The organism is Streptomyces sp. NPDC093109 (assembly GCF_040701725.1).
Taxonomy (GTDB): Bacteria; Actinomycetota; Actinomycetes; order Streptomycetales; family Streptomycetaceae; genus Streptomyces.
On record NZ_JBFBEZ010000003.1, the window covers coordinates 245146 to 269091 of the forward strand.

At 69.5% G+C, this 23946-nt stretch carries 19 protein-coding genes and 1 pseudogene; 8 read left to right on the plus strand and 12 right to left on the minus strand.

Annotation, left to right across the window (positions count from 1 at the left end; translation table 11 throughout):
• Positions 1–65 precede the first annotated feature (65 nt).
• Positions 66–1091 carry a LacI family DNA-binding transcriptional regulator gene (locus AB0389_RS05445; protein WP_366393985.1) on the plus strand — a complete coding sequence of 342 codons (1026 nt, stop codon included), beginning with the start codon at positions 66–68 and terminating at the stop codon, positions 1089–1091.
• A 48-nt stretch (positions 1092–1139) separates the two neighbouring features.
• Here the strand turns inward: AB0389_RS05445 and prcA are convergent, their stop codons facing one another.
• The 6 genes and pseudogenes from prcA to arc form a co-directional block, all read right to left on the minus strand.
• On the minus strand, positions 1140–1940 hold the full coding sequence (gene prcA / locus AB0389_RS05450) for a proteasome subunit alpha (RefSeq protein WP_366393986.1): 801 nt from the start codon (positions 1938–1940) through the stop codon (positions 1140–1142).
• A gap of 41 nt (positions 1941–1981) precedes the next feature.
• Complete coding sequence (gene prcB, locus AB0389_RS05455; protein WP_366393987.1) at positions 1982–2827, minus strand: proteasome subunit beta; 846 nt, start codon at positions 2825–2827, stop codon at positions 1982–1984.
• Positions 2779–2973: pseudogene (locus AB0389_RS05460) on the minus strand (endonuclease VII domain-containing protein); the annotation flags it as partial. The gene prcB and the pseudogene AB0389_RS05460, both read right to left, overlap by 49 nt.
• A 65-nt stretch (positions 2974–3038) precedes the next feature.
• Complete coding sequence (locus tag AB0389_RS05465) at positions 3039–3257, minus strand: ubiquitin-like protein Pup (RefSeq protein ID WP_366393988.1); 219 nt, start codon at positions 3255–3257, stop codon at positions 3039–3041.
• A gap of 143 nt (positions 3258–3400) precedes the next feature.
• Complete coding sequence (gene dop, locus AB0389_RS05470; RefSeq protein ID WP_366393989.1) at positions 3401–4912, minus strand: depupylase/deamidase Dop; 1512 nt, start codon at positions 4910–4912, stop codon at positions 3401–3403.
• A gap of 193 nt (positions 4913–5105) precedes the next feature.
• Positions 5106–6872, minus strand: coding sequence for a proteasome ATPase (gene arc, locus AB0389_RS05475; RefSeq protein ID WP_114658381.1), 1767 nt, complete (start codon positions 6870–6872; stop codon positions 5106–5108).
• A gap of 255 nt (positions 6873–7127) precedes the next feature.
• On the opposite strand from arc, the gene AB0389_RS05480 reads away from it, so the two are divergent.
• A complete protein-coding gene (locus AB0389_RS05480; RefSeq protein WP_366393990.1) occupies positions 7128–7448 on the plus strand; it encodes a ferredoxin in 321 nt (106 codons plus the stop codon).
• A gap of 4 nt (positions 7449–7452) precedes the next feature.
• On the opposite strand, the gene AB0389_RS05485 is transcribed toward AB0389_RS05480, so the two are convergent.
• The 3 genes from AB0389_RS05485 to AB0389_RS05495 all read right to left on the minus strand — a co-directional run bounded on the left by AB0389_RS05485 (position 7453) and on the right by AB0389_RS05495 (position 10413).
• A complete protein-coding gene (locus tag AB0389_RS05485; RefSeq protein WP_366393991.1) occupies positions 7453–8046 on the minus strand; it encodes a hypothetical protein in 594 nt (197 codons plus the stop codon).
• A gap of 172 nt (positions 8047–8218) precedes the next feature.
• Positions 8219–9124, minus strand: coding sequence for a tRNA (adenine-N1)-methyltransferase (locus tag AB0389_RS05490; protein ID WP_366393992.1), 906 nt, complete (start codon positions 9122–9124; stop codon positions 8219–8221).
• Positions 9125–9171: 47 nt separating this feature from the next.
• Entirely contained in the window at positions 9172–10413 is a 1242-nt protein-coding gene (locus tag AB0389_RS05495) for a site-2 protease family protein (RefSeq protein ID WP_366393993.1), read from the minus strand.
• 61 nt (positions 10414–10474) lie between these two features.
• Here AB0389_RS05495 and AB0389_RS05500 point away from each other — a divergent pair, with 61 nt between their 5' ends.
• Complete coding sequence (locus tag AB0389_RS05500) at positions 10475–11395, plus strand: PD-(D/E)XK nuclease family protein (RefSeq protein WP_366393994.1); 921 nt, start codon at positions 10475–10477, stop codon at positions 11393–11395.
• 54 nt (positions 11396–11449) lie between these two features.
• Complete coding sequence (locus AB0389_RS05505) at positions 11450–12121, plus strand: response regulator transcription factor (RefSeq protein ID WP_366393995.1); 672 nt, start codon at positions 11450–11452, stop codon at positions 12119–12121.
• A gap of 81 nt (positions 12122–12202) precedes the next feature.
• Here the strand turns inward: AB0389_RS05505 and AB0389_RS05510 are convergent, their stop codons facing one another.
• The 3 genes from AB0389_RS05510 to metH all read right to left on the minus strand — a co-directional run bounded on the left by AB0389_RS05510 (position 12203) and on the right by metH (position 18650).
• The gene (locus tag AB0389_RS05510; protein WP_366393996.1) at positions 12203–13804 is read right to left on the minus strand and encodes an ABC transporter substrate-binding protein; all 1602 of its coding nucleotides are present in this window, start codon (positions 13802–13804) and stop codon (positions 12203–12205) included.
• A gap of 517 nt (positions 13805–14321) precedes the next feature.
• Positions 14322–15020, minus strand: a complete 699-nt coding sequence (locus AB0389_RS05515) for an HAD family phosphatase (protein ID WP_366393997.1) — start codon at positions 15018–15020, stop codon at positions 14322–14324.
• Positions 15021–15140: 120 nt separating this feature from the next.
• Positions 15141–18650, minus strand: a complete 3510-nt coding sequence (gene metH, locus AB0389_RS05520) for a methionine synthase (protein ID WP_366393998.1) — start codon at positions 18648–18650, stop codon at positions 15141–15143.
• A 237-nt stretch (positions 18651–18887) separates the two neighbouring features.
• On the opposite strand from metH, the gene AB0389_RS05525 reads away from it, so the two are divergent.
• From AB0389_RS05525 to AB0389_RS05540, 4 genes are all read left to right on the plus strand, one after another.
• Positions 18888–19652 (plus strand): IclR family transcriptional regulator, encoded by a 765-nt coding sequence (locus AB0389_RS05525; protein WP_366393999.1) that lies wholly within the window; start codon positions 18888–18890, stop codon positions 19650–19652.
• Between the two features lie 230 nt (positions 19653–19882).
• Positions 19883–20674 carry an MIP/aquaporin family protein gene (locus tag AB0389_RS05530; RefSeq protein WP_366394000.1) on the plus strand — a complete coding sequence of 264 codons (792 nt, stop codon included), beginning with the start codon at positions 19883–19885 and terminating at the stop codon, positions 20672–20674.
• 52 nt (positions 20675–20726) lie between these two features.
• Positions 20727–22274, plus strand: coding sequence for a glycerol kinase GlpK (glpK, locus tag AB0389_RS05535; RefSeq protein ID WP_366394001.1), 1548 nt, complete (start codon positions 20727–20729; stop codon positions 22272–22274).
• Between the two features lie 53 nt (positions 22275–22327).
• Entirely contained in the window at positions 22328–23938 is a 1611-nt protein-coding gene (locus tag AB0389_RS05540; RefSeq protein WP_366394002.1) for a glycerol-3-phosphate dehydrogenase/oxidase, read from the plus strand.
• Positions 23939–23946 lie beyond the last annotated feature (8 nt).

The following is a 23946-nucleotide window of genomic DNA, read 5'->3' on the forward strand; positions in this document are numbered from 1 at the left end:
TACGTACCATGAGCCCAGTTCCCGGGTCCACCGCGATTCCCGCCGCACGACGGAGCACGCCAGCCATGACAGAGCAGCCCGCCCGGCCCACCAGCAGGGACGTCGCCCGCGCGGTGGGGGTGTCCCAGGCGACGGTCTCCCTCGTCCTCGGCGGCAAGTGGCCGGGCCGGGTCTCCGAACGGACCGCCGGCCTGGTGCGGGACGCGGCACACGCCCTCGGCTACCGCCCCAACCTCGCCGCCCGCAGCCTCCGGCTCGGCACCACCCGGACGGCGCTGCTGGTCGTCCCCGCCCTCACCAACGAGTTCTTCGCCCGCGTCTACACGGGCGCGGCCGAGGTCGCCGCAGCGCACGGCTTCGGCGTGGTCCTCTACCCCTCCCCCGCCGGCACCGGACCCGCCAGGGATCCGTTCGCCTCGGCACGGACCGCGCTCGACGGGGTGATCGCCTCCTCCATGGCGACGGACGCCCTCGACGCGATCAGCGGCGCGGACGGCACGGATCTGCCGCTCGTCATGCTCGACAGCGACCCCGCGGCGCCCGGCGCCGCCGCCCGGGTGAATCTCGACATCGCCGACGGCATGCGGCAGGTGACGGAGCATCTGCTGGGCCTCGGCCACCGGCGGCTGCTCCACCTTGCCTCCGCCGTCGCCTCCTGGACCTTCGACGTACGGGCCCGCGCGCTCGCCGAGACGGTACGGGGGGTGCCCGGCGCGACCGTGAGGACCGCCTCCGCGCTCCTGGACACCGGTGCCGCGCGCCAGGCGGTGGAGCACGCCCTGGCCGCGCCGGGCCCCCGCCCCACCGCGCTGATCTGCGACGACGACATCCTCGCGGCGGGCGCCTGCAAGGCCGTACGCCGCCTCGGGCTGCGCGTCCCGGAGGACATCTCCGTCACCGGCTTCGACGATCTGACGCTGGCGACGGCGCTCGAACCGGAGCTGACCACCGTACGGCTGCCCGCCGAACAGGTCGGCGAGCGCGGTATGACGGCGCTGCTCACCGTCCTGGACGGCCGCCGCCCGGAGACCGGTGACCTGCCGGTCTCCCTCGTCGTCCGCGAATCGACAGCGCCCCCGGCGCCCGCGTGAGCGGACCGGGGGCGCGATCGGCACGGTTGGTCCGAGGACCGGCCGCGGCTACGCTTCCGTGCTCGGAGCGCTCTCCGTACCCTCCGTACCCTCCGTACCGTCCGGCTCCTCCGTGTCCGAAGGCGCGTCCGTCGGCGTCGAGGCGGCGCCGTCCGCCTCCAGCAGCCGGGCGAGCTGCCGGCCGACGATCCGCTTGAACTTCCGCTGCTGCGGTCGCGTACGGTCCAGCACGGCCACTTCGAGCCGCTCCGCGGGGATCTCCCGCTCGCCGCCGTTGGTGTCCCGGGACAGCGCCTGGACCGCCAGCTTCAGCGCCTCGGCCAGCGACATCCCGTCCCGGTGACGCTGGTCGAGATAGGTGCTGATCTGCTCCGAGCTGCCGCCCACCGCGACCGAGCCGTGCTCGTCCACGATCGAACCGTCGTGCGGCAGCCGGTAGATCTGGTCACCGTCCGCCGTGGCGCCCACCTCGGCGACGACCAGCTCCACCTCGTACGGCTTCTCGGCGGCGCTGGAGAAGATGGTCCCGAGCGTCTGGGCGTAGACGTTGGCCAGCCCACGGGCCGTCACATCGTCACGGTCGTAGGTGTATCCGCGCAGATCGGCGTAGCGGACGCCGCCGATGCGGAGATTCTCGTACTCGTTGTACTTGCCGGCGGCGGCGAAGCCGATCCGGTCGTAGATCTCGCTGAACTTGTGCAGCGCGCGGGACGGGTTCTCGCCGACGAAGACGATGCCGTCGGCGTACTGGAGCACGACCAGGCTGCGACCGCGGGCGATGCCCTTGCGGGCGTATTCCGCCCGGTCGGCCATGGCCTGCTGGGGTGAGACATAGAACGGCGTCGACACCGGCTATCCGTCCCTTTCTGTCGGTGGCAGGTTCTGGTTCATCAGAGCAGCGCGGCGCGCGGACCGTCGGGCTGGGTCAGCCGGCGCTCAAGGATCGCGCGGGCGATCTCGGAGGACTCGTCGTCGGTCAGCCGGCGGAAGCCGTCCTCGGTGATGACGGTGACGATCGGATAGATCCTGCGGGCCACATCCGGGCCACCGGTCGCCGAGTCGTCGTCCGCCGCGTCGTACAGCGCCTGGATGACCAGGGTGGTGGCCTGCTGCTCCGTCAGCTCCTCGTGGTAGAGCTTCTTCATCGCGCCACGGGCGAAGATCGAGCCCGACCCGGTGGACGCGTAGCCCAGCTCCTCGGAGCGCCCGCCCGTCACGTCGTACGAGAAGATACGGCCCCGCTCGCGGTCCACGTCCCAGCCCGCGAAGAGCGGGACGACGGCCAGGCCCTGCATGGCCATCGCGAGATTCGAACGGATCATCGTGGAGAGCCGGTTGGCCTTGCCCTCCAGTGAGAGCTGCGCCCCTTCGACCTTCTCGAAGTGCTCCAGCTCCAGCTGGAAGAGCTTGACCATCTCCACGGCGAGCCCGGCGGTGCCGGCGATCCCCACGGCCGAGTACTCGTCGGCCGGGAAGACCTTCTCGATGTCGCGCTGCGCGATCATGTTCCCCATGGTCGCGCGCCGGTCTCCGGCGAGCACCACGCCGCCGGGGAACGTCACGGCGACGATCGTGGTGCCGTGCGGCGCCTCGATCGCCCCCTGAAGAGGCGGCAGCGAGCGCTTGCCCGGCAGCATGTCCGGCGAGTGGTGGGACAGGAAGTCCATGAACGAGGACGAGCCGGGCGTCAGGAAGGCAGCTGGTAGACGCCCGGTGCTACGAGTGTTGGCTTCCACGCGTTTCCCTCCAGGTAAGCGACGGCCCGACGCAGGGTGTCGGGATCGTCTCCCAACTTGCCGATGGCCGAATTGCAGTTGAAGCACAGTACGCCACGGACCCTACCCGTCTCATGGCGGTGATCCACATGAACGGCGGGAGCGGCCGGGCGGGATCGCGCGGCTCCCCCGCCGCGCTGCCCGCACCACCGGCGCCCGTTCACATCCGCGACTACTGTCCGCCCTTTTGTACGAATCCGCGGACGAACTCCTCGGCGTTCTCCTCCAGGACGTCGTCGATCTCGTCCAGGACGGAGTCCACGTCGTCCGTCAGCTTCTCCTGGCGCTCCTTGAGGTCCTCGGACGCCTGCGCCTCCTGCGCCTGCTCCTCGGTCTGCTCCGTGGAACGTGTGGCCCGCTGCTGTCCGCCGTCGGTGTCCTTGGCCGCCATAACCCTCACCCCGCTCGGTTCGCCCCGCTCGATGTGACCTTCAAGATCCGACCCTACAAGGAGGGTCGGACATCGGCCCCGTACTTGCCTCATCCGGGACAACGTCCGGGGACCACTTCGATCATTCCCACCCCGGGACCGTTTCAGCCTCCGGAAAGGACCCGGACCAGCTCCTCCGCCGTGCGGCAGCGGTCCAGCAGCTCCTTGACGTGGTTCCTGGTGCCGCGCAGCGGCTCCAGGGTGGGGACCCGCTGGAGCGAGTCACGGCCCGGGAGGTCGAAGATGACCGAGTCCCACGACGCGGCGGCCACATCGTCCGCGTACTGCTCCAGACAGCGCCCACGGAAGTACGCCCGGGTGTCCTCCGGAGGGCTGGTCCTGGCCCGGTCGACGTCCCGGTCGTCCAGCAGCCGCCGCATCCTGCCGCGGGCCGCCAGCCGGTTGTAGAGGCCCTTGTCGGGGCGTACGTCCGCGTACTGGAGGTCCACGAGGTGCAGCCGGGAGGCGTCCCAGTCCAGGCTGTCGCGGCGCCGGTAGCCCTCCAGCAGCTCCCGCTTGGCGATCCAGTCCAGCTCGCCCGACAGGCTCATCGGATCGTTCTCCAGCCGGTTGAGCGTGTCCTCCCAGCGGGCCAGGACGTCCTTGGTCTGCTCGTCGGCGTCGGCCCCGTACCGCTCCTCGACATACTTCCTGGCCAGCTCGTAGTACTCCATCTGGAGCTGGACCGCGGTGAGTGTCCTGCCGCTGCGCAGCGTGACCAGCCGGCCGAGCGTGGGGTCGTGCGAGACCTGGTGCAGGGTACGGACCGGCTGGTCCACGGCGAGGTCGACGTTGATGAAGCCGTCCTCGATCATGGAGAGCACGAGCGCGGTCGTACCGAGCTTGAGATAGGTGGAGATCTCCGAGAGATTCGCGTCGCCGATGATCACATGGAGCCGGCGGTACTTCTCCGCGTCCGAGTGCGGCTCGTCGCGGGTGTTGATGATCGGCCGCTTGAGGGTCGTCTCCAGCCCGACCTCGACCTCGAAGTAGTCCGCGCGCTGGCTGATCTGGAAGCCGTGCTCGCGGCCGTCCTGGCCGATGCCCACGCGGCCCGCGCCCGTGACGACCTGCCGGGAGACGAAGAACGGCGTCAGATGGCGCACGATGTCCGAGAAGGGGGTCTCCCGCTTCATCAGATAGTTCTCGTGGGTGCCGTAGGACGCGCCCTTGTTGTCGGTGTTGTTCTTGTACAGATGGATGGGCTGGGCGCCGGGGATCCGAGCCGCCCGCTCGGCCGCCTCGGCCATGATGCGTTCGCCGGCCTTGTCCCAGAGGACGGCGTCACGCGGGTTGGTGATCTCGGGGGAGCTGTACTCCGGATGGGCGTGGTCGACGTAGAGCCGCGCGCCGTTCGTGAGGATCACATTGGCCAGGCCGATGTCCTCGTCGGTGAGCTGGCTGGAGTCGGCGGTCTCGCGGGCGAGGTCGAACCCGCGGGCGTCCCGCAGCGGGTTCTCCTCCTCGAAGTCCCAGCGGGCGCGGCGCGCCCGGTGCATCGCCGCCGCGTACGCGTTGACGATCTGGGACGAGGTGAGCATGGCATTGGCGTTCGGGTGTCCCGGGACGGAGATGCCGTACTCCGTCTCGATGCCCATTACTCGCCGTACGGTCATGCGGCCCTCCTTGCCCGGCGGCGCTCCGCGACGCCGCGGTACGAAAGAGACTAGAACGCCTCTGCGCCGGCGGGCAGATCATTTCCGTCATTGGCCTGGTGTGGTGGACGGTGCGGGTAGCAGGTCCAGGTGCGGGTGCGGGGAAAGCAACCGGCTGCGGACGCCCTTCGGACATCCGCAGCCGGTCCGCGCTCTACAGGTACTGACCGGTGTTCGCCACCGTGTCGATGGAGCGCCCGGTGTCCGCGCCCTGCTTTCCGGTCACCAGGGTGCGGATGAAGACGATCCGCTCGCCCTTCTTGCCGGAGATACGGGCCCAGTCGTCGGGGTTGGTGGTGTTCGGCAGGTCCTCGTTCTCCTTGAACTCGTCCACGCACGCCTGGAGGAGATGGGAGACCCGCAGACCCTTCTGATTGTGGTCGAGGAATGCCTTGATGGCCATCTTCTTGGCCCGGTCGACAATGTTCTGGATCATCGCGCCGGAGTTGAAGTCCTTGAAATAGAGGACTTCCTTGTCACCATTGGCGTAGGTGACCTCCAGGAAGCGGTTCTCCTCGGACTCCGCGTACATCTGCTCCACGACGGACTGGATCATTCCGTGCGCGGCGGCTTCCTTCGAGCCCTTGTGCTCGGAGACGTCGTCCACGTGCAGCGGCAGGGTGGGCGTGAGGTATTTCGCGAAGATGTCCTTCGCGGCCTCGGCGTCCGGGCGCTCGATCTTGATCTTCACATCGAGGCGGCCGGGGCGCAGGATCGCGGGGTCGATCATGTCCTCGCGGTTGGAGGCGCCGATGACGATGACGTTCTCCAGGCCCTCCACACCGTCGATCTCGGCGAGCAGCTGGGGGACGATGGTGTTCTCCACGTCCGAGCTGACGCCGGAACCACGGGTGCGGAAGAGGGATTCCATCTCGTCGAAGAAGACGATGACGGGGGTGCCCTCGCTGGCCTTCTCGCGGGCCCGCTGGAAGACCAGGCGGATGTGGCGCTCGGTCTCGCCGACGTACTTGTTGAGCAGCTCGGGGCCCTTGATGTTGAGGAAGTAGCTCTTCCCCGCGGGCCGGCCGGTCACCTCCGCGACCTTTTTGGCGAGCGAGTTGGCCACGGCCTTGGCGATCAGTGTCTTGCCGCAGCCGGGGGGGCCGTAGAGCAGGATGCCCTTCGGCGGTCGGAGTTCGTGTTCCTTGAAGAGGTCGGGGTGGAGGTACGGGAGCTCGACGGCGTCGCGGATCATCTCGATCTGGCCGCCGAGGCCGCCGATCTTGTCGTAGTCGACGTCGGGGACCTCTTCGAGGACCAGCTCCTCGACCTCGCTCTTGGGGATCACTTCGTAGACATAGCCGGAGCGCGGTTCGAGCAGCAGGGCGTCGCCCGGGCGGATGGTGATGTCCAGCAGCGGCTCGGCGAGCCGCACCACCCGTTCCTCGTCGGTGTGCCCGACGACCAGGGCGCGCTCGCCGTCCTCAAGGATCTCCTTGAGGGTGACGATGTCCCCGGCACGCTCGTACGCCATGGCCTCGACCACGTTGAGCGCCTCGTTGAGCATGACCTCCTGGCCGCGCCGGAGATCCTCCACTTCGACGCCGGGGCTGACGTTCACCCGGAGCTTGCGGCCCCCGGTGAAGATGTCGGCCGTGCCGTCCTCGTTGGTCTGGAGGAAGACTCCGAAACCGGCCGGCGGCTGTGCGAGCCGGTCGACCTCCTCCTTGAGTGCCACGATCTGGTCGCGGGCCTCGCGGAGTGTATTGGCGAGCCGCTCGTTCTGCGCGGACACGCCCGCCAGATTGGTCTGCAACTCGACGATCCGCTCTTCGAGAATTCTCGTGTGCCGCGGAGAGTCGGCGAGCTTACGTCGCAGGACGGCGATTTCCTGCTCGAGATAGGCAACCTGGCCGGCTGGGTCTTCGGACCCCCGCCCGGGCCGGATGCCGCGGTTGATGTCGTCGTCGTGGGCTGCCACGGTCCTCACCTCCTCCAAGGGGAGCTGGACGCTTCCTGACCCTACCTGGGTGGGTGATGATTGAAACCCCTAGATCAGAAACACTGTCGGGGTATGACCGATCTTCACCCTTGCGCCCTCTCCCTACAGCGGAGGGAATACCCACCCGAGGGCGTCGGAAAGCGGCCGGTTGTATCGTCGAACTGTTCAACACCCGTCAGGGCTGGCGCGACTTACCTCAGAACGCGTCGCCCGGCGCAGAAAACGGCAGGAGAGATGACCGTGCAGCAGGAGGCTCCGACCGAAGGTGTCACCGGGACCGGTGAGCCGCTGGAGGTCTGGATCGACCAGGATCTCTGCACCGGGGACGGCATCTGTGCCCAGTACGCCCCCGAGGTGTTCGAGCTGGACATCGACGGGCTGGCCTATGTGAAGAGCGCGGACGACGAGCTGCTCCAGTCCCCCGGCGCGACCACCCGGGTACCGCTGCCGCTGCTGAGCGATGTGGTGGATTCGGCCAAGGAGTGCCCGGGCGACTGCATCCATGTGCGGCGCGTCGCGGACCGGGTCGAGGTGTACGGGCCCGACGCGCAGTGATCGGTCACATACCCCGGGCGACCGGCTGCGGGCCCCGGACGAACGCGCCGTCGCGCCAGGTCCAGGAGGTCCGCTCCGCCTCGTCGGGGCAGCAGGACGGCACGTCGGGCCCCGAGTAGCCGAGCAGGGTGGCCAGGACCGCCCGGTCGCGTACGGCGAGCCCGGGGGCGATGCTGCGCCGGTCCGCGGGGTCCACGAGGGTCGCCACGATCCTGGGCTCGCCGCCCGCTCCGGTGAGGACGTAGACGCCGCTGGGCGGGGTGCCGGCACCGGCCCGGCAGCGGACCACGACGACGGTCTCGGGGACGCCGTCGCCGTCGAGGTCGCCGTAGGCCCGCTGGACGATGACGGTGTCCGCCCCGTCGCACTCCAGCGGGAAGTCCACCGCCGCCGGGTCGGGGGGCTCCGGGGTGGCCGGGGCGGTGGTGCCCGCGCTCTTCACCGAGGGTTCGCCTGGCGGGGTGGCGATGGCCGTGGCGGCGCCGGGCGTGGAGATACCGGCGAGGCCGACGACAACGGACAGTGCGGCGGCCGTGGCGAGCCAGTGGACGGGCCGGGGCCGGGCGTGCGCGTGGTCCGGGGCGTCGGGGATCTGCACGCGGAGCGTCTCCTGTGAGGGTGGGAGGAGACAGCATCGTGCCACATGTCACACGGGCGCGGAACCGTGGGGTCCGTACGGCCGACCGGTCCAGGGCCAACGTAAAGAGGCCGCCGCCGAGTTCCTCCGTACGGGACGGGAACTCGGCGGCGGCCGGGCAGCGTTGACGGTGTCAGCGGGCGGCGCCGCCGCTGGCGCTGCCGGGGCCCTCGTAGTCGTCGCCGTAGGAGCCCTTGGAGGGGCGGCGGCGGCGCAGCGGGGGTTCGACGCCGTCGGCGAGCCGGCGGGCGGTCACCAGGAAGCCGGTGTGCCCGATCATCCGGTGGTCCGGGCGCACGGCGAGCCCTTCGACGTGCCAGTTGCGGACCATGGACTCCCAGGCGGCCGGCTCGTTGAAGGTGCCGAACTCCCGGATGGTCTCGACCGTGCGGGAGAGCTGGGTGGTGGTGGCCACGTAGGCGCAGAGGATGCCGCCGGGGACCAGCGCCTTGGAGACGGCCTCGATGCACTCCCAGGGGGCGAGCATGTCGAGGATGACGCGGTCGACGTCCGTGTCCGACAGGTTGTCCTGGAGGTCACCGACCGTCAGTTCCCAGGCGGGGTGGGGCTCGCCGAAGTAGCGTTCGACGTTCTGCCGGGCGATGTCGGCGAAGTCCTGGCGGCGTTCGTAGGAGTGCAGCATCCCCTGGTCGCCGATGCCGCGCAGCAGGAAGCTGCTGAGCGAGCCGGAGCCCACTCCGGCCTCGACGACGCGGGCGCCCGGGAAGATGTCGGCGAAGGCCAGGATCTGGCCGGCGTCCTTCGGGTAGACGACGGCGGCGCCGCGGGGCATGGACAGGACGTAGTCGGGGAGCAGGGGGCGCAGCGCGAGGTAGGCGACGTTTCCCGTGGTACGGACAACACTGCCCTCGGGAGCACCGATCAGCTCGTCGTGCGGGAAGGACCCTTTGTGGGTGTGGAAGTTCTTCCCGGCTTCGAGCGTGAAGGTGTAGTGGCGTCCCTTGGGGTCGGTGAGCTGGACCTGGTCCCCGACCTTGAAGGGGCCGCGACGTCGGGCGGCACCGGTCGGTTCGGACATACGGTCAGCTTAGCCGCTCTTTCGGAAGGCTCTTCGCCGTGCTCAGGCTACTGAGGGCGGGCCATCGCCGATACGAAGGCGCGCTCGACGTCGGCCGTGGAGAGGACGCCGTAGATCTCGCCCGTCTCCTCCAGTACGAGGTACTCGGTGGCGGGGCTGGCCCTGAGGCGTTCCAGGAGGGCCTCGCCGGCGAGGTCGGCGGGGACCTTCATGCCGTCGGTGAGGTCCTGGGCGAGGCCGCTGACGGCGACCCAGGGGCGGCGGTGCTGCGGGACGCCGACGATCGCCGACTCGCGGACCAGGGCCCTGGGGTCGCCGTGGCCGTCGACGACGACCAGCGCGCGGGCGCCGGCCTCGTTGGCACGGCGGAGGGCCTCGGAGAGCGGGGTGCTGGACTCGACGGGGACTGCGCGCCGGGTGAGGGCGCGGGCCTGGAGTTCGGGGAGGTGCTCGCGGAGCCGGGCCATGCGCAGGCTGTTGCCTGCGCCGGTCCAGATGATGGCGGCGAGGATGGCGGCCAGGAGCGCGTCGGTGACGGTCTCCATGCCGCTGACGTCCCGGGTGGAGGTGCCGAGTGCGCCCGTGCGGGTGAGCAGCGGGAGGCCGATGAGGACGGTGACGGCGAGCGCCCTGCCGACCCAGGCGGCGGCGATGGTGCCGCTCATGGGCTTGCCGGTGATCTTCCAGACGACGGCGCGGAGCATCCGGCCGCCGTCCAGCGGGAGGCCGGGCAGCAGGTTGAAGACCGCCACGATGAGGTTGGAGACCATCAGTCCGGCGAGGAGGACACCGGGGACGGTGCGGGGCTCGACGGTCAGCAGACAGAGGTAGAAGACCCCGGAGAGGACCAGGGAGAGGAGCGGGCCGACGAACGCGAGGATGAATTCGCGGCCGGGGGTCTCGGTCTCCTTCTCGATCTCGGAGACGCCGCCGAAGAACTGGAGCTGGATGCGGCGCACCGGCAGTTTGAAGCGCAGGGCGGCGACGGTGTGGGCCAGCTCGTGGACGAGTACGGAGGCGTAGAAGGCGACCGCGAAGAAGAGCGCCACGAGGTAGCGGAGATTGCCCAGTTCGGGCAGGACCCGGTCGAGCTGGCCGCCGAAGATCCAGGTGATGAGCGCGGCCACCACGAACCAGCTGGGGGCGACGTAGACCGGCACCCCGAAGGGGCGGCCCATGAGGATGCCACCGCCGGGGTCTTCACGGCGCGGCGGCTTTCCGCCGGGACCCGAGTCCCCCTTGCCGGGCCGCGGCAGCTTGCTCGCGCCGCTCTCGTCGTCCTCTTTCACGGGTTCCCTTCGTCGGCAGGGTCGCTCGCTCGATCATGCAGTGCGAGAGGCTCTGTAGTCGATGGTATGCGGATCGCTGTCAGTGTCGGGTCGTAGGGTCTGCGTCATGAGTACGAGCCTGCCGCCCTCCTCGCTGTCGCCGTCGCGTGCGAACGACTTCATGCAGTGCCCGCTGCTGTACCGGTTCCGGGTGATCGACAAGTTGCCGGAGAAGCCGAGCGAGGCGGCGACGCGCGGCACGCTGGTGCACGCGGTGCTGGAGCGGCTCTTCGACGCGCCGGCCGCCGAGCGGACGCCGTCGCGGGCCCGGGCGCTGGTGCCCGGGCAGTGGGACCGGCTGCTGGAGGCCCGCCCTGAGCTGGCGGAGCTGTTCGCGTCGGATCCGGCGGGTGAGCGGCTGGCGCGCTGGCTGACGGAGGCGGAGCGGCTGGTGGAGCGGTGGTTCTCGCTGGAGGATCCCACCCGGCTCGAACCGGCGGAGCGCGAGCTGTTCCTGGAGGCGGAGCTGGATTCGGGGCTGCGGCTGCGCGGGGTGATCGACCGGGTCGATGTGGCGCCGACCGGTGAGGTGCGGATCGTGGACTACAAGACGGGCAAGGCCCCCCGTCCGGAGTACGCGGAGAGCGCGCGGTTCCAGATGACGTTCTACGCGCTGGTGGTGCGGCGCCTCAAGGGCGTGCTGCCGCGCCGGCTCCAGCTGGTGTATCTGGGCAGTGGCGAGGTGGTCACGTACGACCCGGTGGAGGCGGACCTGGAGCGGGTGGAGCGGAAGCTGCTGGCGCTGTGGGAGGCGATCGAGCGGGCGACCGTGACGGGTGACTGGCAGCCGCGGCGTACGAAGCTCTGCGGCTGGTGCGATCATCAGGCGGTGTGTCCGGAGTTCGGCGGGACACCTCCGGTGTATCCGCTGACCGTGGTGCCCCCGAGGACGGCCGGGGACGCACGCGAAGGGGCGGAGGCGGCGGTGCCGGAGGGCGTGTAGGCGCCCGGACGCGGCAGGGCAGAATGGGACCGGTCTATCCGAAGGAGATCCCTCGTGACTGTCCGCGTCCTACTGGTCGACGACCAGCCGCTGCTGCGCACCGGATTCCGGATGATCCTGGAGGCGGAGCAGGACATCGCGGTCGTCGGCGAGGCCGGGGACGGCCTCCAGGCCATCGACCAGGTCCGCGCGCTCCAGCCCGATGTGGTGCTGATGGACATCCGTATGCCGCGGATGGACGGGGTGGAGGCGACGCGCCGGATCACCGGTCCCGGCCGGGACGGTCCGGCGAAGGTGCTGGTGCTGACGACGTTCGATCTGGACGAGTACGTGGTGGAGGCGCTGCGCGCGGGCGCCAGCGGGTTCCTGCTGAAGGACGCGCCGGCCAATGAGCTGGTGCAGGCCATCCGGGTGGTCGCGGCGGGCGAGGCGATGCTCGCGCCGAGCGTCACGCGCCGGCTGCTGGACAAGTACGCGGATCATCTGCCGTCGGGCGAGGAGCCGCTGCCTGACACGCTGCACACGCTGACCGACCGTGAGGTCGAGGTGCTGAAGCTGGTGGCGCGCGGGCTGTCGAACGCGGAGATCGCGGCGGATCTGTTCGTCAGCGAGACGACGGTCAAGACGCATGTGGGCCATGTGCTGACGAAGCTGAGCCTGCGTGACCGGGTGCAGGCGGCGGTGTACGCGTACGAGAGCGGCCTGGTGCGGCCGGGCGCCCAGTAGGGCGGGAAAGAGGCCGTGGAGTACGCCGAAGGGCCCCCGGGAGGTTCCCGGGGGCCCTTCGGCGTGTGTCCGCGTGAGACGTCAGGAGCCTGTGCCGCGGCGCAGCTCCCAGAGGTGCAGTTCGGCGGAGGAGTTGACCGCCCACTCGACCCCGGCGATGTCGCTGCGGGAGGCGACGTACTGCTTGCCCTGCCAGAGCGGCAGTACCGGGACGTCCTCGGCGACGATGTCCTGGATCTCGCCGAAGGTCTTGGCGGCGGCGCTGCGGTCGGCCTCCTTGCGCGACTTGGGTATCAGGTCGTCGCGCAGCTTGCGGTTGTCGTAGGGGGTGCGGAGGAAGCTGTCCTTGCCGAGGAACGGGTCGATGTAGTTGTCGGGGTCCGGGAAGTCGGGGAACCAGCCCATGCCGTAGACGGCGTACTCGCCCTTGATCTCATTGGGCCGGAAGGTCGCCCACTCGGCGCCCTTGATGTCGATGTCGAAGAGCTTGCTGGCGTTCAGCTGGTCCCTGAGGGTCTCGAACTCCTTGGCCGTGGCGGAGCCGTAGTGGTCGGTGGTGTAGTTCAGGGTGAGCTTGACCGGGGTGGTGACGTTCGCCGCCGTCAGCAGGGCCGCGGCCTTGGAGACATCGGCGTCGCCGTACTTGTTGAAGAACGGGTTCGTGTGGGTGGCGACGGTCGACGGGATGAGCGAGTAGAGCGGCTCGGCCATCGCGCCGTACACCTTGTTGATGAGCTGACCCCGGTCGATGGTGTACGCCATGGCCTGGCGGACGGCCTTCTCCTTGACGCCGGGCGCTTCGGTGTCGAAGCCGAGGTAGCGGATCTCCAGGCCGGGCATCTCGGTGAGCTGGATGTCGTCGTCGGGGTTCTCGATGAGGTCCTGGACCTGCTCGGGCGACATGGCGCGGGTCATGACGTCGATGCCGCCGGAGTTCAGCGCCTTGCCCATGGTGTCGGCGTCCTTGAAGGGCCGCAGCTCGACCTTGTCGCTCTGGAGCTTGACCGCGCCCTTGTACGTCGGGTTCCTGGTGAAGGCGGCCTTGACGACCTTGTTGTCCTTCACCTCGGCCTTCAAGGTGTACGGGCCGGAGCCGGAGAGCTCGAACCCCTCGCGGAGCTTCTTCGCCTGGTAGTCCTTGGGGTTGACGATGCCGGCCGGCGGCGTGGTCAGCTTGTACGGGAAGGTCGCGTCCGGTGTCTTCAGGTGGAAGATGATCCGCGAGTCGCCGTCGGTCTCCATGGTGTCGATGTTGGCGAGCAGACCGGCGATCCCGGAGGGGTCCTTGATGTCCAGGACACGCTTTATGGAGAACTTCACGTCCTCGGACGTGATGGGGTCCCCGTTGGAGAACTTGAGGCCCTCGCGCAGGGTGCAGCGGTAGCTCTCGTTGCTGCGGTCCGTGAAGACGCACTCGGAGGCCGCGTCGGGCATGGGCTGGCCGCCGCCGCGCGGCACGTACATCAGCGTCTGGACGACCTGGCGCAGCACGTTCCAGGTGCCCGTGTCGTACGCGAAGGCGGGGTCCAGGGGCGCCGGGCCGTCCTCGGTGGCGATGTACTGGTCCGTGGTCCCCACGACTATGGCATCACCGCCGGAGCCGCTGTCCGAGCCACCGCAACCGGCGAGCACGGGCGCAAGCAGGCCGACCACGACCGGCAGCACCAAAGTCTTGCGGTTCATCCTGGACGTACTCCCTCATCCGGCACCGAGATACAGCGGTATTAAGGAGACTCCGCCGCGTATACCCGGTCGGGGCAGTGCGATCGGGCCGGGATACAGGGCGATCGGTCCTGTGTGCATGGCGACTTGGGTGGCCGTCGGGACACGTCGTTGATGCGGCGAAGTGCTCGCGATGAGATTAGTCGGAGGCACCGGGAATGCCGGACCGGGCCCGATCTGAAACGTAATCACACAGTGATCGACAATAGCGTCCTGTGAATATGCCAGCTCAGGAATCTTTCACTCATGCCCTCACCAACCCGGACACAAGGGCACAGGAACAGCCGTCGACGGCGGTACTGGATCAACCATATCCGCCGCTGTCGACGGCAAGAGAGGTGACAAACCTCACTCGGAAAGCATTTCCGTACGGCTTCCGCCGAGAACCGGGACGTTACGGAAAACATCCGCGCCAATGCGATGAGTTCTCTTCTCGCATTCCCTCACGACGCTCTGTGTGCGGGACATGCCCTTTGCGTTACCTTTGCGTCATCAGATCACGCAGGAATACCAGGTCGACGTCTTCCAGCGAACCGACGACGGTCCGTCCGGGGGCCGCGGCGATGGGCGCGACTGACGGTACGGCGACGACCTTGCAGCCCGCGGCCTCGGCGGCGGCCACGCCGGTGGCGGTGTCCTCGACGACCGCGCACCGCGCCGGGTCGACGCCGAGCCCGCGCGCGGCGAGCAGGTAGGGGTCGGGGTTCGGCTTGGTACGGGGCACCTCGTCGCCGGCGACCGTGAGCGCGAAGTTCTCCGGGCCCAGCGAGGTCAGGACGCGGTCGATGATGCGCCGGTGCGAGGCGGAGACCAGCGCGGTGGGCACCTCGTGCGCGGCGAGTTCGGCGAGGAGGCGCTGCGCGCCCGGCATCAGCGGCACACCGAGCCCGATGCGCTCCTCGAAGGTGTCGTTGAGGAGCACGGTCAGCTCGGCGAGGGTGATGTCCGCGCCGGTGGCCTCGATCAGGAAGCCCGCGCTGCGGGTCATGGGCCCGCCGACCACCACATCGCGCCAGGACTCGTCGAGGACATGGCCGAGGGTCTTGAAGACCTCGACCTCGGCGTCCCACCAGAACCCCTCGCTGTCGACCAGGGTGCCGTCCATGTCGAGGAGCACCGCCTGCAGGGCGGACCCTTCGGCCGTACGGGTCAGGGACGCGGGGACCGTACTGGTCATCCGGCACACCTCCATGGGGGACGAGAAGGCCGGTCCCCCGCCCGGTGGGCACTTCCCCACCGGGACAGGCGACCGGCCTGCGCTGGACCGACCAGTGTACGACGCGTGCGCCGTGGGTGCTCAGCGGGCGTTGAAGTACTTCGCCTCGGGGTGGTGGATGACGATGGCGTCGGTGGACTGCTCCGGGTGGAGCTGGAACTCCTCGGAGAGCTGGACGCCGATGCGCTCCGGCTCCAGCAGTTCGGCGATCTTGGCGCGGTCCTCCAGGTCGGGGCAGGCCCCGTAGCCGAGCGAGAAGCGGGCGCCGCGGTACTTGAGCGCGAACATGTCGGAGACGTCGGCCGGGTCCTCGCCGGCGAAGCCCAGTTCGGAGCGGACGCGGGCGTGCCAGTACTCGGCGAGCGCCTCGGCGAGCTGGACGGAGAGCCCGTGCAGTTCGAGGTAGTCGCGGTAGGAGTTGGCCTCGAACAGCTCGGCGGTCGCCTCGCCGATCCTCGATCCGACGGTGACGACCTGGAGGCCGACCACGTCCGTCTCGCCGGACTCCTCGGGGCGGAAGAAGTCCGCGAGGCAGAGGCGGCGGCCACGGCGCTGGCGCGGGAAGGTGAAGCGGGTGCGCTCGGAGCCGTCGTCGCCCAGCAGGATCAGGTCGTCGCCCTTGGACACGCAGGGGAAGTAGCCGTAGACGACGGCGGCCTCCAGCATGTTCTGGGTGTGCATCCGGTCCAGCCAGCCGCGCAGGTGCGGGCGGCCCTCGGTCTCGACGAGCTCCTCGTAGCTCGGTCCGCCCTTGCGGGACTCTTTCAGCCCCCACTGGCCCTTGAAGAGCGCGCCCTCGTCCAGCCAGGAGGCGTACTCCTTGAGCTGGATGCCCTTGACCACGCGGGTGCCCCAGAACGGCGGCGTGGGGACGGGGTTGTCCACGGAGACGTCCGAGCGGACCGTGCCCTCCTCGGCGCGCTCCTCGACCACCAGGGCGGGCGCGGCCTTGACGCGGCGCTGCTTCAGCTCAGGGAGGACGGCGCCGGGGACGCCGCGCTTGACGGCGATCAGGGCGTCCATCAGCCGCAGGCCCTCGAACGCGTCGCGGGCGTAGCGGACTTCGCCCTCGTAGATCTCGTGGAGGTCCTGTTCCACGTAGGCCCGGGTGAGCGCGGCGCCGCCGAGGATGACGGGGTAGTCAGCCGCCATCTGCCGCTGGTTGAGCTCCTGGAGGTTCTCTTTCATGATCACGGTGGACTTGACCAGCAGTCCGGACATGCCGATGACGTCGGCGCGGTGCTCCTCGGCCGCGTCGAGGATGGCGGCGACGGGCTGCTTGATACCCAGGTTGACCACGTTGTAGCCGTTGTTGGAGAGGATGATGTCGACGAGGTTCTTGCCGATGTCGTGGACATCGCCGCGGACGGTGGCGAGCACGATGGTGCCCTTGCCCTCGTCGTCGGACTTCTCCATGTGCGGTTCGAGGTGCGCGACCGCCCTCTTCATGACCTCGGCGGACTGGAGGACGAACGGCAGCTGCATCTGGCCGGAGCCGAACAGCTCGCCGACGACCTTCATGCCGGCCAGCAGAGTGTCGTTGACGATCTCCAGGGCGGGCCTGCCGGTGAGCGCTTCGTCGAGATCCGCCTCCAGGCCGATCTTCTCGCCGTCGATGATGCGGCGCTGAAGGCGCTCCTCCAGCGGCAGCGCGAGGAGCTCCTCGGCGCGGCCGGCCTTCATCGACTTGGTGTTGACGCCCTCGAAGAGCTCCATGAGCTTCTGGAGCGGGTCGTACCCCTCGGCGCGGCGGTCGTAGATGAGGTCGTGGGCGGCCTTGAGCTGCTCCTCCTCCAGCCGGGCGATGGGCAGGATCTTGGAGGCGTGCACGATGGCGGAGTCCAGTCCGGCCTTGACGCACTCGTCCAGGAAGACCGAGTTGAGGACGATCCTGGCCGCCGGGTTCAGCCCGAAGGAGATGTTGGAGAGGCCGAGGGTGGTCTGCACGTCGGGGTGGCGGCGCTTGAGTTCGCGGATCGCGCCGATGGTGGCGATGCCGTCGCCCCGGGACTCCTCCTGGCCGGTGCAGATGGTGAAGGTGAGGCAGTCGATGAGGATGTCCGACTCGTGCACGCCCCACTTGGTGGTGAGGTCGGTGATCAGCCGCTCCGCGATGGCCACCTTGTGCTCGACGGTACGGGCCTGGCCCTCCTCGTCGATGGTGAGCGCGATGAGCGCGGCGCCGTGCTCGACGGCGAGTTCGGTGACCTTGGTGAAGCGGGACTCGGGGCCGTCGCCGTCCTCGTAGTTGACGGAGTTGATGACGGCCCGGCCGCCGAGCTTCTCCAGTCCGGCGCGCAGGACCGGCAGTTCGGTGGAGTCGAGGACGATCGGCAGCGTGGAGGCGGTGGCGAACCGGCCGGCGAGTTCGGCCATGTCGGCGACGCCGTCGCGGCCGACGTAGTCGACGCAGAGGTCCAGCAGATGGGCGCCCTCGCGGATCTGGTCGCGGGCCATCTCCACGCAGTCGTCCCAGCGGCCGGCCAGCATGGCGTCGCGGAACTTCTTCGAGCCGTTGGCGTTGGTGCGCTCGCCGATGGCGAGGTACGAGGTGTCCTGGCGGAACGGCACGGTCTGGTAGAGCGAGGCGGCGCCCGGCTCGGGGTGCGGGGTCCGCTCGGTCGGAACGGCGCCCCTGACCCGCTCGACGACCTGGCGCAGGTGCTCGGGCGTCGTACCGCAGCAGCCGCCGACCAGGGAGAGGCCGTACTCGCGGACGAAGGTCTCCTGGGAGTCCGCCAGGCCCTCGGGGCCGAGCGGGAAGTGGGCGCCGTCCTTGGTCAGTACCGGCAGACCCGCGTTCGGCATGCACATCAGCGGCGTGCGCGAGTGGCGGGCCAGATAGCGCAGGTGCTCGCTCATCTCGTCCGGGCCGGTGGAGCAGTTGAGGCCGATGAGGTCGATGCCGAGCGGTTCCAGGGCGGTGAGGGCCGCGCCGATCTCGGAGCCGAGCAGCATGAAGCCCGTCGTCTCGAAGGCGAGGGAACAGATCAGCGGCACGTGCACGCCGAGGGCGTCCATCGCGCGGCGGGCGCCGATGATGCTCGACTTGGTCTGGAGGAGGTCCTGTGTGGTCTCCACGATGAGGGCGTCGGAGCCGCCCGCGAGGAGGCCCTCGGCGTTCTGCTGATAGCCGTCGCGCAGCACGTCGTACGCGATGTGGCCGAGCGAGGGCAGCTTGGTGCCGGGGCCCACGGAGCCGAGCACCCAGCGCTGGCGGCCGTCCCCCGCGGTGAACTCGTCGGCGACCTCGCGGGCGATGCGGGCACCGGCCTCGGACAGCTCCACGATGCGGTGGGCGATGTCGTACTCGTTCGCCGCCGAGTGGTTGGAGCCGAAGGTGTTGGTCTCGACGCAGTCGACGCCGACCGCGAAATACTCTTCGTGCACGGATCGGACGATGTCCGGGCGTGTCACGTTGAGGATCTCGTTGCAGCCTTCCAGATCCTGGAAGTCCTCCATCGTCGGATCCTGCGCCTGGAGCATGGTGCCCATGGCCCCGTCGGCGACCACCACGCGGGTGGCGAGCGCCTCGCGCAGGGCGTCGATACGGGTCCGGCTGTCGGTGGAGGGGGTCGGCAACGAGGCCATGTGAGTACTCCCGGGTTGCGACGGCTGTCGGCTTTGCGCCTGGCTGGTGGCAGACGCACCCGGCCAGCGTAGCGGGGACGGGCCCGATCCGGTGCGGTGTCCCAGCGACTGGACGGCATCCTGTGTCCGGGAATCTCCCGGGCACGCGGTCTTGAGGGACCCTTCTCCCTGAGGAGAATGGGTCGGCATCGACCGATAGTGTTCAGCATTGTCGAACGTAGTGGAGGTCCGGGTCCGATGGCGAAGAACATCCAGTCGCTGGAACGGGCGGCGGCCATGCTCCGGCTGCTCGCGGGCGGCGAGCGCAGGCTCGGCCTGTCCGACATCGCCGCCTCGGTCGGGCTGGCCAAGGGAACGGCGCACGGCATCCTGCGCACCCTCCAGGCGGAGGGCTTCGTCGAGCAGGACGCCGCGTCAGGGCGCTATCAGCTGGGGGCCGAGCTGCTGCGGCTCGGCAACAGCTATCTGGACGTGCACGAGCTGCGGGCCAGGGCGCTGGTCTGGACGGACGATCTGGCCCGGTCCAGCGGGGAGAGCGTCCATCTGGGCGTGGTGCACCAGCAGGGCGTGCTGATCGTCCACCATGTCTTCCGGCCCGACGACAGCCGGCAGGTGCTGGAGGTGGGCGCCATGCAGCCCATGCACTCCACGGCCCTGGGGAAGGTGCTCTCCGCGTACGACCCGGTGGCGCACAGCGAGGCGGTGGAGAGCGACCGTACGGCCTTCACCCCGCGCACCATCACCGCCCTGGCGGACTTCGAGGCGGTGCTCGACCTGACCAGGGCTCGCGGCTGGGCGGCCGACGTCGAGGAGACCTGGGAGGGCGTGGCCGCGGTGGCGGCGCCCATCCACGACCGGCGGCGGATGCCGGTGGGGGCCATCGCCATCACCGGTGCGGTGGAGCGGCTCTGCCCCGCGGGCGAGCTGCGGTCCGAGCTGGTGGCGGCGGTCCGCGAGTGCGCGCGCGCCGTTTCCCGGGACATCGGCGCCGGGCGCTTTTGAGCGGAATGCCCGATCATCGGTATGGAGTGAGGTTTCGACCGCCGAACTCTTGACGGAACATCCCCCAGCGGAGAAAACTGCCGGTCAACGGTCGGCATTGTCGAACACTTATCGGCAATACGAGTTAGTGTGTGACAACGCCACTGGCCGGTAACGCCCTCAGCCCTGAGGGCGCGGACCATCCGGTGCGAGCCGGAGGTCTGCCCTCCCCCTGGACGAAGGAGTCTCGGGTGTCCAACTTCGACATCTTCATAGGCGAGGTCACAGGTACCGCCCTGTTGATCCTGCTCGGTGGCGGCGTAGTCGCCGGGGTTGTTCTCAAGCGTTCCAAGGCCCGGGACGCGGGCTGGGTGGCCATCAGCTTCGGCTGGGGCTTCGCGGTCATGGTCGGCGCGTATCTGTCGGCGCCCATATCCGGCGCGCTGCTGAACCCGGCCGTCACACTCGGTCTCGCGATCGAGGGCGGCATCAAGTGGGGCGACGTCCCCCTGTACATCGCCTCCCAGATGCTGGGCGCGATGATCGGCGCCTTCCTCGTCTGGGTGGCGTACCTGGGCCAGTTCAAGGCCCATCTCACCGACCCGGAGATCCTCGCGGCACAGCCGTCGGTCGAGGGGCTCGTCGACCAGAAGACGGCCCCCAAGGCGGGTCCCGTCCTCGGCGTCTTCTCCACCGGACCCGAGGTCCGGAACGTGGTCCAGAACATGCTCACGGAGATCATCGCCACGTTCGTCCTGGTCATCGCCATCCTCACGCAGGGTCTCAACGACAAGGGCAACGGTCTCGGGGTGCTGGGAGTGCTGATCACCTCGTTCGTCGTGGTGGGCATCGGCCTCTCGCTGGGCGGTCCGACGGGATACGCCATCAACCCGGCCCGTGACCTGGGTCCGCGCATCGTGCACGCGCTGCTGCCGCTGCCCAACAAGGGCGGCTCCGACTGGAGCTACGCGTGGATACCGGTGGTCGCGCCGCTGATAGGCGCCGCGCTGGCCGGCGGCTACTACAACTGGCTGCTGAAGTGACACCCCCGACCGCACCTCCCCTCCCCCTTCGCACCGAGCAGGAGCAGACACCGTGAGCGACACCAACACCGGCACCTCCTCCCACGGCACGGGCCCCTTCATCGCGGCCATCGACCAGGGCACCACCTCCAGCCGCTGCATCGTCTTCGACCGGGACGGCCGTATCGTCGCCGTCGACCAGAAGGAGCACGAGCAGATCTTTCCCAAGCCGGGCTGGGTGGAACACAACGCCGTCGAGATCTGGACGAACGTCCAGGAAGTCGTGGCCCGCGCCATCGAGAAGGCGGGCATCACCTCCGCCGACGTGAAGGCGATCGGCATCACCAACCAGCGCGAGACCACCCTGCTCTGGGACAAGAACACCGGCGAGCCCGTCCACAACGCCATCGTCTGGCAGGACACCCGTACCGACGCGCTCTGCCGCGAGCTGGGCCGCAACGTCGGCCAGGACCGCTTCCGCCGCGAGACCGGGCTGCCGCTGGCCAGCTACTTCGCCGGCCCGAAGGCCCGCTGGCTGCTGGACAACGTCGAGGGGCTGCGCGAGCGCGCCGAGCGCGGCGACATCCTCTTCGGGACCATGGACTCCTGGGTCATCTGGAACCTGACCGGCGGCACCGACGGCGGTGTGCACGTCACCGACGTCACCAACGCCTCCCGGACCATGCTGATGAACCTGCACACCCTCGCCTGGGACCCGAAGATCCTGGAGTCCATGCAGGTCCCGGCCGCGATCCTGCCCGAGATCCGGTCCTCCGCCGAGGTGTACGGACACGCCAAGGGCGGCGCGCTCGACGGCATCCCGGTCGCCTCGGCGCTCGGCGACCAGCAGGCGGCCCTCTTCGGCCAGACCTGTTTCGCCGAGGGCGAGGCCAAGTCCACGTACGGCACCGGCACCTTCATGCTGATGAACACCGGCGGTAAGCCCGTCAACTCGTACAACGGTCTGCTGACCACGGTCGGCTACCGCATCGGCGACCAGCCCGCCGTGTACGCGCTGGAGGGGTCCATCGCGGTCACCGGCTCGCTGGTGCAGTGGATGCGCGACCAGATGGGCCTGATCAAGTCCGCGGCCGAGATCGAGACCCTGGCGTCCTCCGTCGAGGACAACGGCGGCGCGTACTTCGTCCCCGCCTTCTCCGGTCTCTTCGCCCCGCACTGGCGCCCCGACGCCCGCGGTGTCATCGCCGGTCTCACCGGCTACGTCACCAAGGCGCACATCGCCCGCGCGGTGCTGGAGGCCACGGCGTGGCAGACCCGCGAGATCAGCGACGCCATGACCAAGGACTCCGGCGTCGAGCTGACCTCGCTCAAGGTCGACGGCGGCATGACCTCCAACAACCTGCTGATGCAGACCCTCTCCGACGTCCTGGACGCCCCCGTGGTGCGTCCGATGGTCGCCGAGACGACCTGCCTCGGCGCCGCCTACGCCGCAGGACTGGCCGTGGGCTTCTGGCCGGACACCGACGCCCTGCGCGCCAACTGGCGCCGGGCCGCCGAGTGGACGCCCCGGATGGAAGCGGCCACCCGTGACCGCGAGTACAAGAACTGGCTCAAGGCCGTCGAGCGGACCATGGGCTGGCTCGACAACGAAGACAGCTGAAACCGGACAGCTGACGAGCCGCAGAGCCGGCGAGAGCTGAAGAGGAGTTACGCATGAGCACCCTGCAGAGCGTTCCCGCACTGGGGACGCACCCGGCCGGCGGTTCCCTGCCGAGCCGCGCCGAAACCCGGGACCAGCTGGCCAGAGCGGAGTACGACCTGCTGGTGATCGGCGGCGGCATCCTGGGCATCTCCACCGCCTGGCATGCCTCCCAGTCGGGACTGCGGGTGGCCCTGGTGGACGGCGGCGACTTCGCCGGCGCCACCTCCTCCGCCTCCTCGAAGCTGCTCCACGGCGGACTGCGCTATCTCCAGACCGGCGCGGTGAAGCTGGTCGCGGAGAACCACTTCGAGCGGCGCGCGGTGTCCCGGCAGGTGGCACCGCACCTGGCCAATCCGCTCACGTTCTATCTGCCCGTCTACAAGGGCGGCCCGCACGGCGCCGCCAAGCTCGGCGCGGGCGTCTTCGCCTACTCGGCGCTCTCCGCGTTCGGGGACGGCGTCGGCCATGTCATCAGCCCGGACAAGGCGCGGCAGGCCGTGCCCGAGCTGCGTACGGAGAACCTCAAGGCCGTGGCCGTGTACGGCGACGACCAGATGAACGACGCGCGGATGGCGCTGATGACCGTCCGCGCGGCCGTCGACTCCGGCGCCACCGTCCTCAACCACGCGTCGGTCACCGGGCTCCGCTTCACCCAGGGCCGGGTCACCGGCGCCGAGCTGCGGGACGCGCTCGACGGGACGGAGTTCGGTGTCGACGCCCGGCTGGTGCTGAACGCCACCGGCCCCTGGGTCGACCACCTGCGCAAGCTGGAGAACCCGGACGCGGCGCCGTCCATCCGGCTCTCCAAGGGCGCGCACCTCGTCCTCAGGCGAACCGCCCCGTGGAAGGCCGCGCTCGCCACCCCCATCGACAAGTACCGCATCACCTTCGCCCTCCCGTGGGAGGACATGCTGCTGCTCGGCACGACCGACGAGGAGTACGAGGGCGAGCCCGCCGATGTCGCGGTCAACGAGAAGGACATCGCGCAGATCCTGGACGAGGCCGCGTTCTCGGTCCGGGACCAGCAGCTGACCCGTGATCTGATCACCTACTCCTTCGCCGGACTGCGTGTCCTGCCCGGCGGGCCCGGGAGCACCTCCAAGGCCAAGCGCGAGACGGTCGTGACCGAGGGCCGGGGCGGCATGCTCTCGGTCGCGGGCGGCAAGTGGACCACCTTCCGCCATATCGGCCGCACCGTCCTGAAGAAGCTGGAGTCGCTGCCGGGCCACCCGCTCGGCCAGGGCATGGAGCCCGTGTCGCAGCTGCCCAAGAAGCTGCCGCTGCCCGGCATCGCCAGCCCGAACGCGGTCGCCCACCGGCTCCTGATCGACGGCGGCGGCACGGGACCCTCCATGTCCCCCGACACCGCCCGCCATCTCGCCACCCACTACGGCTCGCTGGCCTTCGACATCGTGCGGCTGGCCAACGAGTACCCGGAGCTGGCCGAGCGGATCCACCCGGACGCCCCGGAGATCTGGGCGCAGGTCGTGTACGCCCGGGACCACGAGTGGGCCGAGACGGTCGACGACGTACTGCGCCGCCGTACCACCCTCACCATCCGGGGACTGGACACGGAGCCGGTCCGGGCCCGGGTCGCGGAGCTGCTGGCCGAGCGGAGCTGACGGCGGAC